Below are 12,130 nucleotides of genomic sequence, written 5' to 3'. Positions count from 1 at the left end.
CCGGCCGCCGCGCACGCACGATCGCCCGCCCGCCGCCCCTGCTGGGGGGCGACGGGCGGGCGATCCGCTCGAGATCCGGGAGCATGCGCGCCCGGTCCCGCCTTCGTGGCTGCTCAGACCGTGGTGCCGAGCCACAGGTCGGGGCCGAACACCTCGTAGTGCACGTCCGCCGGGGCGACCCCGCCGGCCAGCAGATCACCGCGGACGGCGCGCATGAACGGCAGCGGGCCGCAGAGGTACGCGGTCAGGCCCGCCGGCAGCTCCAGCGCCGTCACATCCGCTCGGCCCGTGCGCGCGTCGGCGTCGCCCGGCTCCTCGTACCAGAGGTGCAGCGTGCCCTGCGGCAGCGCCTCGACGAGCCGGCGCAGCTCCTCGCGGTGGGCGTGGGCGGCGGGGGAGCGGTCGGCGTGGACGACGGTCACCGGACGGGTCGAGCCGGTCCGGCCGAGGTGGTCGAGCATCGCGAGCATGGGGGTGGCGCCGATGCCCGCCGAGGCGAGCAGCAGCGGCCCGTCGCCCTCGGGCAGCACGAGGTCGCCGAACGGCGCCGACACGCCGACCCGGTCGCCGACGCGGCCGTGGGCGTGCAGCCAGGACGACACCTCGCCGGCCGGGTCGCCGTCGACGCGCTTGACGGTGATGCGCCACTCGGGGCGGCCGGGCGCGGTGGAGAGGCTGTACTGGCGGATCTGCCGGGCGCCGTCGGGCAGTTCGACCTGGACGCTGACGTACTGCCCCGGCCGGAACGCCGGCAGCGGCCGCCCGTCCGGGTGCCGCAGCGAGAAGGAGACCGTGTCGGGCGTCTCCTCGTGCCGGCCGGCGATCTCCAGCTCCTGCCACACCTGGCCCTCGGCGACGCCCCGCTCCTCGTAGAGCCGGGCCTCCAGGGCGATCAGCGCGTTCGCCATCAGCCAGTAGACCTCGTCCCATGCCTGCGCGACCTCGGGCGTCACGGCCTCGCCGAGCACGGAGACGATCGCGGCGAAGAGGTGCTCGTGGACCACCTTGTACTGCTCGGAGGTGACGCCGAGCGAGGCGTGCTTGTGGGCGATCCGCGACAGCATCACGTCGGGCCGGGTGTCGGGGCTGTCCAGGAGCGCCCCGGCGAAGGCGGCTATGGAGCCGGCCAGTGCCTTGCGCTGGTCACCGGTGGCCTGGTTGCCGCGGTTGAACACGTTCCGCAGCAGCTCGGGGTGGGCGGCGAACAGCCCCGCGTAGAACCGCTCGGTGATCTCGTCGAGCGCCCCGCCGACGGCGGGAAGGGTGGCGCGGACGACGGGGGTGGCCTGCTCGGAGAGCATGAGGTCTCCAATTCTGGTAGATGATCTACGTATTTAACGCGTTGAGAAACCCGCGCCGGGGCGCGGGGGTGGAACAGGGGATCCCGGGTGGTCAGCCGTCGCGCGGGCCCGGTGACAGGGTGAGGAGCACCGGTCCGGTGGGGGGCCCGACAAGATCCGCGACGGTCAGCGGATCGAGCGTGCGGTAGAACGCGTCCTGCGCCTCGCGCAGCGCGCCGCGCAGCCGGCAGGCCGTCCGCAGCGGACACGGCGGATCGCCCTCGCAGGCGACGACCTCCTCCTCGCCCTCCAGGGTCCGGGCCAGCCAGCCCACCGAGGAGCGCCGGCCGAGCTCGGTGAGCGCGAGCCCGCCGCCCCGGCCCCGCCGCGCCTCCACGACCCCGAGGTGCTGGAGCCGGGTGACGACCTTCGCCATGTGGGCGTAGGGCACGGCCATGGACTCCGCCACCTCGCGTGTGGTGGGGTAGCTGTCCTGCTCGGAGACCGCCAGACGCATCACGGCACGCAGCGCCAGGTCGGTGAACTTCGTCAACCGCACGGCATGACCGTATCAAAGTCGCATCTGAGAGTCGTATTAGGGGGTCGGTGGCCGTACACGCGGTGACGCAGGTCACGCGGTCACGCGGTCATGCCTTCTGACGGTGCCGTCGTCTGCGCCGCCACACCCACCAGCCGCCGACCGCCAGCGAGGTGGTGAACAGGGCGACGCCCAGAGCCGGCCACCGTCCGCCCGCGATCTTCAGATCGGCGAGGACCACGAGGGCCACCGCCGCGATCGGGACCAGGAGCGACGCCAGGGCCCGCGCCAGCGCGAGCGCCGTCCCCGGATCGAGCCGGGCGGTGCGGGGCGGCCCGAGCTCCCCCGCGTAGAACTCCGTCGCCCGGTCCGCGAGCCGCACCGTCGTGCGGCGGTAGGTGAAGGCGAGATACGGCAGCCACACCAGCGGCGCCACGAGCCCGACCAGGAACACCGCTCCCGACAGGGCCCACTGGCCGATCCTGACGAGCAGCCCCGGGCCGCCGTCCGGGTCGTCTCCCGCGCCGTCCCCGCCGGGCGTCAGCACCCCGAGCAGCCGCGCCATCCGCATGCTCAGCCGCCACAGGGCCGCGGTTCGGCCCGGCCGCTCGCCGGGAGCCGGCTCGGGACGGGCGTCGAGCGCGGCCCGCGCGGCGTCCGTGTCCTCGTACACCCCCTGGAGGACGAGCAGTTCGGCGGCCCGCTCCGGATCCTCCGGGTCCCGGCCCTCCAGCGCCGCCAGTTCGAGTACCGTGCGCGCCTGCGAGAGCAGTGCGGCACAGAACGCGAACGGTACGAACACGAGGAACGGCCCGCCGACGAACGCGCCCTCCGCGGCGACCGCCCGGCCGCCCCGTGCCACCACCCGGGCGCGCAGCTCGGCCGGGTCCGCGTCCGGCAGCTCCCGGCGCAGTCGCGCCACCGCTCGTCCCGCCCCCGGGCCGAGTCGGCGCGCGGCGAAGGAGGCGAGGAGTTCCGGCAGCCGCCCCGGTTCGGCCTTCGCCGAGCGCAGCAGCGAGCGCGAGAGCCGGGCGGGTGCCTCCTCCTCGCCACCCACGGCGGGCGTCAGGACAGGACCTTGGCCTTCGCCCGCTCGAACTCCTCGTCCGTGATGGCGCCCCGGTCCCTCAGCTCGGCGAGCCGCGCGAGCTCGTCCACACCACTGCCCCCGCCGCCGCCCGGCGCGGCGCCCGCGGTCTTGCGGATGTAGTCCTGGAACGCGGCCTCGTTCTCCTTGGCCTGCTTCACGTCGCGCTGCCCCATGCCCTTGCCCCGGGCGATGACGTATACGAGCACCCCGAGGAAGGGGAGCACGATGCAGAAGATCAGCCAGCCCGCCTTCCCCCAGCCGCCCATCTCGTCGTCACGGAAGATGTCCATGACGACCTTGAAGAGCAGGAACAGCCACATGATCCAGAGGAAGAACCAGAGCATGGTCCAGAAGACGTTGAGCAGCGGGTAGTCGTCCATGCTTGCACTCCGTTCCCGCGGAGGGCCCGGTACGGCCTCGCGTACCAGCGAGTGTTGTCGAACCCCGCGGAGCGCGCATGTCGTGGCCGGCTAGCGGGCGCGCAGTGCCGCCAGCGCCCGGTCCGCGTGCGCACTCATCCGCAGCTCGCTGCGGACCACTTCGAGCACCCGTCGGTCCTCGTCGATGACGAAGGTGACCCGCTTCGTCGGGGCGAGCGAGAAGCCGCGCGTCACCCCGAACCGGTCGCGGATCTCGCCCTTCGGGTCGGAGAGCAGCGGATAGCCGAGCGAGTGCCGGTCGGCGAACTCCTGCTGCCGGGCGACCTCGTCGCTGCTGATGCCGACGGGCTGGGCGCCGGCCGCGCGGAACTCGCCCGCGAGGTCGCGGAAGTGGCACGCCTCGGCCGTGCAGCCGGGGGTGAGTGCCGCGGGGTAGAAGAAGAGGACGACCGGCCCTTCGGCCAGGAGTCCGGACAGGGAACGGGGCTGCCCGGTCTCATCCGGAAGTGTGAAGTCCTCGACGATGTCACCGACCTTCATGAGTCCGGACGTTACCCCACGGTAGTCCCGTCCGTCACCCGTCCGGCGGACGAACCGGAGGAGCGGCCTCAGCCGTGCGCGACCTGCCGCCGCTCCTGACTCGCCCGGCTCTCCTGCCGCTCCTGACGTTCCGCGAGCACGGCGAGCACCCGCTCGCCCCAGCGCAGGTTCTCCTCCTCGAACGCCATGCCGCGCATCAGCGTCAGATACGGCCCGACGCGCTCGGTCCGTGCCAGATAGGCGGCCTCGTCGAGGCCGTCCAGGAGCCGCTCCCGCAGCCGTTCGTAGCGCGCGAGCTTCGCCCGGGCCGCCTCCATGCGCTCTCGTACGTGCTCGCGCACCGCCGCCGCGTCACCCTCGTCGCACGCCTGGACCTGCACCATGAGCTCGTCGCGGACCGCGGTCGGCTTCGGGGTGTGGGCGGTGTAGGTGATCAGGTCCTGGTGCCCGGCGTCGGTGAGGGTGAACATGCGCTTGTTGGGGCGCCGTTCCTGCTGCACCACCCGGGCCGTGATGAGACCGGCCTCGGAGAGCCGGTCCAGCTCCCGGTAGAGCTGCTGCGGCGTGGCCGCCCAGAAGTTGGCCACGGACACGTCGAAGAGCTTGGCCAGGTCGTACCCGGACGCCTCTCCTTCCAGGAGAGCCGCCAGGACCGCGTGCTTGAGAGACATCCGGACAAACTAGCAGCCTGTTGAATACTTCGGTCCACACCTATTCACCCGCGAAAGACCTGGTGAGGGGCGTGACGGGCGGGGTCCAGGACGCGTGGCGCAGGATCATCCGCACCGCCGTGCCCGACGGGGCCAACCGCATGAGGGCGTTGCGCAGCGGCACGGCGAGCGGGTGGGCGAGCTGCTGGCCCATCCGGCCGGCCTGCCGGGCGGCCGCCGCGACTGCGGTGGCGCGCGGGCGCCGTGCGGCGTCGTAGCGGGCGAGCGCGCTGTCCACGTCACCCGTCCCGTGGAGTTCGGCGGCCAGGACGACGGCGTCCTCCAGGGCCTGGCAGGCGCCCTGGCCGAGGTTGGGGGTCATGGCGTGGGCGGCGTCGCCGAGCAGGACCGTGCGGCCGGAGACGTACGACGGCAGCGGAGTGGCCAGTTCGCCGATGTCGTGATGGAGGACGTCCTCGGGCCGGGTGGCCGCGAGCAGCTCGGGGATCGGCTCGTGCCAGTCCGCGAAGCGCCGGCGCAGCAGGGCGAGCGGGTCCGGATGGCGCACTTCGGCGGGCGCGTTGAGCACCGCGTGCCACTCGGCGCGCCCGTCGGCGAACGCGATGTGCCCGAACTCGGCCCCGCGCCCCCAGGTGATCTCGAAGTCGGTACGGAGGTCGAGCGGGCGCTCCGTGATGGCGCGCAGCACGGTCGAGCCGCTGTGCACCGGACCCGGATGGCCCGGGAACAGAGCGGTGCGCGTCCGGCTGCCGATACCGTCGGCGGCGACCACCAGATCCGCCTCCACCACCTCCACCGACCCGCTCGCGGCACCGTCCGCAGCAGCGCCCACCGACCCGCTCGTAGCGCCTGCCGCAGCACCGCCCACCGGCCCGCCCGCGCCGCCGCCCGCCGGCTCGAACGTCACCCGCGTGCGCAGCCCGTCCGGTTGCGCCGCCGCCACCGTGGCGGTCACCGCCGTGCGCAGCGTGCCGGGGGTGAGCGCGTCGCGCAGCAGCCGGTGCAGCTCGGCGCGCGGGATGCCGACGATGGGGGAGCCGAGGGCGCGTTCGAGAGCCGCGCCGTCCATCCGGGCCAGCCAGGAGCCGCGCGGGGTGCGGGTGCCGCCGGTGTACTGGCCGCGCCCGGCGGCCCGTACCGCCGCGCCGACGCCCAGGGCGTCCAGCGCGCGGATCCCGTTGGCGGCCAGCGAGATGCCGGCCCCGGCGTCCGCGAGGACCGGCGCGCGGTCGACGACCGTCACCTCCCACCCGATCTGCCGCAGTCCGACGGCGGCGGCGAGCCCACCGATCCCGGCGCCCACGACAACGGCGGTCTGTCCCATGTCCGTGCTCCTCGTCCGTCCGCTCCAGGACTTCTACATCTGTAGAAGGATAGACCCTGGCCTCTACAGGTGTAGAAAGAGGGGGTGATGACGTCGCCCGAGACCCCTCCCGAGACCCCGCCCGACACCCCGCCCGCGCCCGGCTCCCGCCGCACCCTGCTGGCCGACGCCGCGCTCGGCGTCCTCGCCGACGCCGGTATGCGCGGTCTGACCCACCGGGCCGTCGACGCCGCCGCCGGGCTGCCCGCGGGGACGACGTCCGCGTACTTCCGCACCCGTTCGGCCCTGCTCACCGCGCTCGTCCGCCGGCTCGTCGAGCTCGACCAGGCCGAGCTGCACACCGCCGCCGAGCGCACCCCCATGCCGCTGACGGAGGCCGCGCTGGTGCGGGGCCTGGTCGCGCTGGTCGCCGCCCGGACCGGCGGCGAGGGGCGGCGCCGCTCACTCGCCCGCTACGCCTGCGTCCTGGAGAGCGTGCGAGACCCAGAACTGCGCGACATCCTGGTGCCGAGGGAGAATCCGGGCCGCCAGGCCGTCCGGGACTTCCTGGCGGCCCGGGGCGTCACGGACCCCGAGGCGCGCAGCCTGACCCTGCTCGCGTGCGTGGACGGACTGGTCCTGGACCGGGTGGTCGCCGGAGAGGGCACCACGGACGGCGGGGCCGGCATGAGGAACGCGAGGGACACGAGGGAGGAGATCGAGGGGCTCGTGGCCGCGGCCCTGCGACCGTGAGCTCAGCAGTGAGAACCCCGATACCGAAACCACCGAGACCGAGACAGACACCATGGACAACAGCGCGTTCGTCTACACGACGTACATCCGCACCACCCCCGACGAGCTGTGGAAGGCCCTCACCGACCCGGCCTTCACCCGGCGCTACTGGGGCGTGGTCTTCGAGACGGACTGGATCCCCGGTTCGCCCATGGTCTGGGAGGAGGGCGGGCGGACCACCTCCGACCCCGCACAGGTCGTCCTCGCCGCCGATCCCGGCCGGCGCCTCTCGTACGCCTGGCACACCTTCACCCCCGAATGGGCCCAGGCGGTCGGCATCGGCGAGGACATCTACGCCCGCCTCGTCGAGGAGGGACGTTCCAAGGTGACGTACGACATCGAGCCGGCCGGCGACATGGTCAAGCTCACCGTCGTCCACGACGACCTGAAGGCCGACGGCACCATCCGCGCCCTTGTCAGCGAGGGCTGGCCGGCGATCGTCTCCAGCCTCAAGACCCTGCTGGAGACCGGCGAGGAACTGCCCGACGTGCCGCGCTGAAGGCACCTCCTCGCAGGCCCGGCGCCGCCGTCCGCGTTGGTGCTTTCGAGTCGTCTCGCGGGGCTCTCGCACGCCACGCCCGGTCGGTTGATCATCTTTTCGTTCCTCGATCCGCTTTGATGCACCGGTCAGACCAGGTCCGGCCGGCGAGAAGAGGCGGTGTCCGACATGGCGTCACACACGCGAGGCAGGAACCTCACGGGCTGGGGCGCCCTGTCCCTCGCCGCGGGCGCCGTCCTCGCCCTCAACGCCGCCCAGCCCCCGGCCGCCCGCGCCCACACCGCGCCCGCCGGCACCGTCGTCGTCTCCCTCGGCAGCTGCCCGGCCGCCGGCCGGATGTGCGCCACCCCCCGCCGCATCGCCGTCCTCGACGGCCGGACCCTCACTCTGGACGCCCACGGAAGCCGCGCCGCCGACGGCCCCCTCGACCTCGCCCTGCGCACCGCCGGCCGGCTCGCCGACGTCACCGTCACCGACCACCAGGGGCACCGGATCGCCGGTACGGTCAGCGCCGACGGCACCCGCTGGACCAGCACCGGCCCGCTCGCGGCCGACACCCGCTACACCGCCCGCCTCACCGTCGAGGGCGACGACGGCCGGCCGCAGCGCCGGCGCGCCCGGCTCGACCTGCGCGTCCCCGCCGCACCCGAGGGCGAGCGGCTCACCGCCGAACTCGGCCCCGGCGCGGGCACGTACGGAGTCGGCCAGCCGCTCACCGCCGAACTGAGCCACCCCGTCCCCGCGACCGATCCCGTGGCCCGCCGTACCGTCGAGCGCGCGCTGCACGTCAGCTCCGAGCCGTACGCCGAAGGCTCCTGGTACTGGGTCTCGCCCACCACCCTGCACTACCGCCCGCGCGCCTACTGGCCCGCCCACGCCACCGTCCGCGTCACCAGCGCCCTCGACGGCGTCCCCGTCATCGGGCGGCTCTACGGCGGTCCCTCGGCGCCGCTCACCCTCACCATCGGCGACCGGACCGAGGCCGTCACCGACGTCGCCGCGCACACCCTCACCGTGCTGCGCGACGGCCAGGAGATCCGCAGCATCCCCGTCACCACGGGCAAGGAGGGCTACCGCACCCGCGGCGGCGTGAAGGTCGTCCTCGGCAAGGAGGCCACCGTCCGGATGCGCGGCGACTCCATCGGCATCGCACGGGGCAGCGGCGACTTCTACGACCTCAAGGTCCACTGGGCCACCCGGGTGACGTGGAGCGGCGAGTACCTGCACGCCGCGCCCTGGTCGCTCGACGCCCAGGGCAGCGAGGACGTCAGCCACGGCTGCACCGGCATGAGCACCGAGGACGCCGCCTGGCTCTTCGGCACGCTGCGCGAGGGCGACCCCGTCCGGGTCGTCAACGGCTACGGCGAGCAGATGACGCCGTTCGACAACGGCTACGGCGACTGGAACCTGAGCTGGCCCGCCTGGCTCCGGGGCAGCGCCTTCGGCCCCGCCGCCGACGGCGCGGCCGGCCCCGAGGGCGGCCTGCGCCCCGCCCTCTGACGGCACGACGAACAGGAGTGACGATGACGGAGATCACCGGGGTCGAACTCGCCGACGGCGGCATGCTCTACGTGGAGGCCGCACCGATCGGGCGCGCAGCAGACGGTCCGGCAGGAGACGGTCCGGCAGGAGGCGGTCCGGGAGAAGGCGGTCCGGGAGGCGACGGTTCGGCGGCGGACGGGACCGGGGACCTGGAGGGACGGTTCGAGGACCGCCTCCCCGACCTCTCCGGTGTCACCGCCGCCCTCTCCTCCTTCGCCCAGCAGATCGGCGACGCCCTGCACCGGGCCGCGCCCGACCGGGCCACCGTGGAGTTCGGCTGCCAACTCGGCCTGCAGAGCGGCAGGCTCACCGCCCTGGTCGTCCAGGGCAGCACCTCCGCCAACCTCCGCGTCACCCTCGAATGGGACAAGGGCTAGCCGGCGACGTGACGGCGAGACCTCGTCCGAGGAGTGTCAGACCCGGCCGCCGCCCGCCGTGTCCGAGGACAGCCGCTGCGCCGCGTAGATCGGGATCACGGACAGCAGCACGAGCAGCGCGGCGACCACGTTCACCACCGGGGCCTGCTGAGGCCGGGTCATGTTGTCGAAGATCCACAGCGGCAGGGTCTGCACCCCGGGACCGGCCGTGAAGGTCGTGACCACGACCTCGTCGAAGGAGAGCGCGAAGGCGAGCAGTCCGCCCGCGAGCAGCGCCGAGCGCAGCAGCGGGAAGGTGACGTCCCAGAAGGTACGGAAGGTGTGCGCGCCCAGGTCCATGGCCGCCTCCTCGTACGAACCGGGCAGCCGGCGCAGCCGCGCGACCACGTTGTTGAAGACCACCACGATGCAGAAGGTGGCGTGCCCGACGATCACCGTGAAGAGCCCGAGACCCACGCCCAGCGGCTTCAGGACCGTGCCGAAGGCCGAGTTGAGGGCGATGCCGGTGACGATGCCGGGCAGGGCGATCGGCAGCACGACGGCGAACGACACGGCCTCGCGCCCGAAGAAGCGGTGCCGCTGCACCGCGAAGGCGATCAGCGTGCCGAGCGCGAGCGCCACCGCCGTCGCCGCGAGCCCCGTCCGCACCGAGGTCCACAGCGCCTCGCGCGCCCCCTCGTTGGCCCAGGCGGCCGACCACCACTTCAGCGTGAGCCCGGGCGGCGGCCAGCTCGCCGAGCGGTCCGGGTTGAGCGAGCCGAGGAGCACGAGCAGCAGCGGCAGGTAGATGACGGCGAAGCCGAGGGCCGCCGCGGTGCGCAGCGCGATCCGCGCGGGACGGGAGAGGTTCATCGGGGGAGGTCCTTCCGCGGACGGGTCCGACTGGTCCGCCGGGTCACAGGCTGCGCAGCGCGCCGGTGCGCCGCACCGCGAGCAGGTAGAGGACGATGACGGCCACCGGGACGGTGCCGAGCGCGGCGGCCATCGGCAGGTTGAGGGTGACGTTGGAGTAGACGAGGTTGCCGATGAGCTGGGTCTTGCCGCCGACGATCTGCACCGTGATGTAGTCGCCGAGGCTGAGCGAGAAGGTGAAGACGGACCCGGCCGCGACCGCCGGCCACACCATGGGCAGCACCACCGAGACGAAGGTCCGCCCGGCACGCGCGCCGAGGTCCGCGGAGGCGTTCAGCAGGTTGTCCGGGAGCTGTTCGAGCGCCGTGTGCAGCGGCAGGATCATGTACGGCAGCCAGAGGTAGGTGAGGACCAGGACGGTGGCGGTCAGCCCGTACCCAGGCCCGTGCAGGCCCAGCGGCTTCAGCACCCAGTCCAGCGGCCCGCCCTCGGACAGGATCAGCCGCCACGCGTACACCTTGACCAGGTAGCTCGCCCACAGCGGGGTGAGGATCGCGACCACGAGCAGCGGCCGGCGGCGCGGGCTCGCCACCCGGGCGGTGTAGAAGGCGAGCGGGAAGGCGATGACCGCGCACAGCACGGTCACGGTGAGGGCCACGCCCCCCGTGCGCAGGGCGACCGTCCGGTAGACGGGCGAGGTGACGAGCTCCTGGAAGTTCTGCGCCGACCAGACCCGGACCACCTCGGAGGTGAAGGAGTCGGTGGTCCAGAACGCGGACAGGAACAGCGCGGCGAGCGAGCCCAGATAGGCCAGCACCAGCCAGAGCAGCGGCGCGGTGAGCAGCGCGGCGAGCCGGATCCGGGGCCTCCGGTGCAGGGCCCCGGCGAGCCGCCGGACGGGTCCGGCGGCTCGGTCGGCCTCGGCGGCCCGGGTGGTGGTCCCGGGCGAGGGGGTGAGCGTGGTCATGCGCCGTCGTCAGCCCTTGATCTCGTTCCAGGACTGCACCCACTTGGCGTACGGCACGCACTTCACGTCGGTGCGGCCGTCGAGGCACTGCTCGATGGGAGTGGTCCAGAAGTGCACGTTCTTCCAGTACGCCTCGTCGCTCGCGTGGAAGACCGTGCAGTGGTTCTTGTCGGCGGTCTCGGCGCAGGACCTGGCGTTGGCCGGGGCCTCGCCGAAGTACTCGGCGACCTGGGCGTTGGCCTTGGGCGAGACGATCCAGTCGAGCCACTTGTAGGCGCAGTTGGGGTGCTTGGCCCTGGCGGACACCATCCAGGTGTCGGACCAGCCGGTGGCGCCCTCCTTCGGCAGCACCGCGTCGACCTTGGCGCCCTCGGCCTTGGCCAGGTTGGCGATGACCTGCCAGCTGGTGCCGACGACGGAGTCGCCGCTCTTGAAGGCGGAGATCTCCTTCAGATAGTCGCTCCAGTACTCGCCGACGTGCTTGTTCTGCTGCTTGAGCAGGTCCACGGCGGCCTCGAACTGCTTCTGGTCGAGGGCGTACGGGTCCTTGATGCCGAGTTCCGGCTTGGTGGCCATGAGGTAGAGGGCCGCGTCGGCGATGTAGATGGGGGAGTCGTACGCGGTGACCTTGCCGCTGTGCGCGGACGCCTGGTCGAACACGGCCGACCAGGACGTCGGGGCGGGCTTCACCTTGGTGGTGTCGTACATGAGGAGGTTGGCGCCCCGGCCGTGCGGGATGCCGTAGGCGACGCCCTTGACCGAGTTCCAGCCCTGGTTCTTCAGGCCGGCGAAGACGTCCTTGTAGTTGGGGACGAGCGAGGTGTTGACGGGCGCCGCGTCGCCGGACGCGATCAGCCGCAGCGAGGCGTCGCCGGAGGCGGAGACCGCGTCGTACTCGCCGGTCTTCATCAGCGCCACCATCTCGTCGGAGGTGGCGGCCGTCTTGGCGTTGACCTGGCAGCCGGTCTGCTTCTCGAAGGGCGTCACCCAGTCGACCTTGGGGTCGTTGGAGCCGTCCTCGACATAGCCGGCCCAGGCGATCAGGTTGACCTGGCCCTCGGGGGCACCGAGGGAGGTGGGCGCCTTGAGGGCGGGCGGGTTGAGGCCGCCGGACTTCCCGGCACCGGCCTGGTCGGCGGAGCCGCAGGCGGTGACGAGCAGCAGTCCGGAGACGGCGGCGGCCGTCAGGAGCGAGCGGTGCAGGCGCACGTGTTTCTCCGTTGCGTGAGGGACATGAGGGTGGTGCGGTGCGGTGCGGGCGACGGGCGGTGCCGTGTCGTGCCCTGGCTCTGCCGGCCT

General features: G+C 73.1%; 14 protein-coding genes. 4 read left to right on the top strand and 10 right to left on the bottom strand.

Going from position 1 to position 12,130, the window contains the following annotated elements; all coding sequences use genetic code 11:
- Positions 1–113 precede the first annotated feature (113 nt).
- The 7 genes from ACWEV0_RS29905 to ACWEV0_RS29875 all read right to left on the bottom strand — a co-directional run bounded on the left by ACWEV0_RS29905 (position 114) and on the right by ACWEV0_RS29875 (position 5,823).
- On the bottom strand, positions 114–1,301 hold the full coding sequence (locus ACWEV0_RS29905; protein WP_453152775.1) for a globin domain-containing protein: 1,188 nt from the start codon (positions 1,299–1,301) through the stop codon (positions 114–116).
- A gap of 91 nt (positions 1,302–1,392) precedes the next feature.
- Positions 1,393–1,839, bottom strand: coding sequence for an RrF2 family transcriptional regulator (locus tag ACWEV0_RS29900; protein ID WP_453152773.1), 447 nt, complete (start codon positions 1,837–1,839; stop codon positions 1,393–1,395).
- Between the two features lie 88 nt (positions 1,840–1,927).
- Positions 1,928–2,875, bottom strand: coding sequence for a hypothetical protein (locus ACWEV0_RS29895; protein WP_453152771.1), 948 nt, complete (start codon positions 2,873–2,875; stop codon positions 1,928–1,930).
- An 8-nt stretch (positions 2,876–2,883) separates the two neighbouring features.
- Positions 2,884–3,288, bottom strand: coding sequence for an SHOCT domain-containing protein (locus tag ACWEV0_RS29890; RefSeq protein ID WP_453152769.1), 405 nt, complete (start codon positions 3,286–3,288; stop codon positions 2,884–2,886).
- A gap of 90 nt (positions 3,289–3,378) precedes the next feature.
- The gene (locus ACWEV0_RS29885) at positions 3,379–3,828 is read right to left on the bottom strand and encodes a peroxiredoxin (protein ID WP_453152767.1); all 450 of its coding nucleotides are present in this window, start codon (positions 3,826–3,828) and stop codon (positions 3,379–3,381) included.
- 68 nt (positions 3,829–3,896) lie between these two features.
- Positions 3,897–4,499, bottom strand: coding sequence for a PadR family transcriptional regulator (locus ACWEV0_RS29880; RefSeq protein ID WP_453152765.1), 603 nt, complete (start codon positions 4,497–4,499; stop codon positions 3,897–3,899).
- A gap of 40 nt (positions 4,500–4,539) precedes the next feature.
- Entirely contained in the window at positions 4,540–5,823 is a 1,284-nt protein-coding gene (locus ACWEV0_RS29875) for an FAD-dependent monooxygenase (RefSeq protein WP_453152763.1), read from the bottom strand.
- A gap of 87 nt (positions 5,824–5,910) precedes the next feature.
- Between ACWEV0_RS29875 and ACWEV0_RS29870 the strand changes: the two genes are divergently transcribed.
- The 4 genes from ACWEV0_RS29870 to ACWEV0_RS29855 all read left to right on the top strand — a co-directional run bounded on the left by ACWEV0_RS29870 (position 5,911) and on the right by ACWEV0_RS29855 (position 9,012).
- Positions 5,911–6,555: a TetR/AcrR family transcriptional regulator gene (locus ACWEV0_RS29870; RefSeq protein WP_453152761.1), complete on the top strand. Its 645-nt coding sequence runs from the start codon at positions 5,911–5,913 to the stop codon at positions 6,553–6,555.
- A 52-nt stretch (positions 6,556–6,607) separates the two neighbouring features.
- Positions 6,608–7,093 (top strand): SRPBCC family protein, encoded by a 486-nt coding sequence (locus ACWEV0_RS29865; RefSeq protein WP_453152759.1) that lies wholly within the window; start codon positions 6,608–6,610, stop codon positions 7,091–7,093.
- A gap of 168 nt (positions 7,094–7,261) precedes the next feature.
- Positions 7,262–8,593, top strand: coding sequence for an Ig-like domain-containing protein (locus ACWEV0_RS29860; RefSeq protein ID WP_453152757.1), 1,332 nt, complete (start codon positions 7,262–7,264; stop codon positions 8,591–8,593).
- Positions 8,594–8,616: 23 nt separating this feature from the next.
- On the top strand, positions 8,617–9,012 hold the full coding sequence (locus ACWEV0_RS29855) for a CU044_2847 family protein (RefSeq protein WP_453152755.1): 396 nt from the start codon (positions 8,617–8,619) through the stop codon (positions 9,010–9,012).
- 36 nt (positions 9,013–9,048) lie between these two features.
- Here the strand turns inward: ACWEV0_RS29855 and ACWEV0_RS29850 are convergent, their stop codons facing one another.
- The 3 genes from ACWEV0_RS29850 to ACWEV0_RS29840 are packed head-to-tail and all read right to left on the bottom strand — an operon-like array spanning position 9,049 to position 12,040.
- Complete coding sequence (locus tag ACWEV0_RS29850; protein WP_453152753.1) at positions 9,049–9,864, bottom strand: ABC transporter permease; 816 nt, start codon at positions 9,862–9,864, stop codon at positions 9,049–9,051.
- Positions 9,865–9,907: 43 nt separating this feature from the next.
- The gene (locus ACWEV0_RS29845; RefSeq protein ID WP_453152752.1) at positions 9,908–10,831 is read right to left on the bottom strand and encodes an ABC transporter permease; all 924 of its coding nucleotides are present in this window, start codon (positions 10,829–10,831) and stop codon (positions 9,908–9,910) included.
- 9 nt (positions 10,832–10,840) lie between these two features.
- On the bottom strand, positions 10,841–12,040 hold the full coding sequence (locus tag ACWEV0_RS29840; RefSeq protein WP_453152751.1) for an ABC transporter substrate-binding protein: 1,200 nt from the start codon (positions 12,038–12,040) through the stop codon (positions 10,841–10,843).
- Positions 12,041–12,130: the final 90 nt, after the last annotated feature.

The sequence above is a fragment of the Streptomyces sp. NPDC003943 genome, from assembly GCF_053605265.1.
The sequence above is the reverse complement of the archived record's forward strand: the minus strand, read 5'-3'. Positions and strand labels throughout refer to the sequence as shown.

Excerpts from the sequence above, each read along its gene's own strand:
- ACWEV0_RS29885 (WP_453152767.1), bottom strand. The coding sequence starts at position 3,828 with ATGAAGGTCGGTGACATCGTCGAGGACTTCACACTTCCGGATGAGACC.
- ACWEV0_RS29870 (WP_453152761.1), top strand. The coding sequence starts at position 5,911 with ATGACGTCGCCCGAGACCCCTCCCGAGACCCCGCCCGACACCCCGCCC.
- ACWEV0_RS29860 (WP_453152757.1), top strand. The coding sequence starts at position 7,262 with ATGGCGTCACACACGCGAGGCAGGAACCTCACGGGCTGGGGCGCCCTG.
- ACWEV0_RS29850 (WP_453152753.1), bottom strand. The coding sequence starts at position 9,864 with ATGAACCTCTCCCGTCCCGCGCGGATCGCGCTGCGCACCGCGGCGGCC.
- ACWEV0_RS29845 (WP_453152752.1), bottom strand. The coding sequence starts at position 10,831 with ATGACCACGCTCACCCCCTCGCCCGGGACCACCACCCGGGCCGCCGAG.
- ACWEV0_RS29855 (WP_453152755.1), top strand. The coding sequence starts at position 8,617 with ATGACGGAGATCACCGGGGTCGAACTCGCCGACGGCGGCATGCTCTAC.
- ACWEV0_RS29865 (WP_453152759.1), top strand. The coding sequence starts at position 6,608 with ATGGACAACAGCGCGTTCGTCTACACGACGTACATCCGCACCACCCCC.
- ACWEV0_RS29880 (WP_453152765.1), bottom strand. The coding sequence starts at position 4,499 with ATGTCTCTCAAGCACGCGGTCCTGGCGGCTCTCCTGGAAGGAGAGGCG.
- ACWEV0_RS29875 (WP_453152763.1), bottom strand. The coding sequence starts at position 5,823 with ATGGGACAGACCGCCGTTGTCGTGGGCGCCGGGATCGGTGGGCTCGCC.
- ACWEV0_RS29890 (WP_453152769.1), bottom strand. The coding sequence starts at position 3,288 with ATGGACGACTACCCGCTGCTCAACGTCTTCTGGACCATGCTCTGGTTC.
- ACWEV0_RS29905 (WP_453152775.1), bottom strand. The coding sequence starts at position 1,301 with ATGCTCTCCGAGCAGGCCACCCCCGTCGTCCGCGCCACCCTTCCCGCC.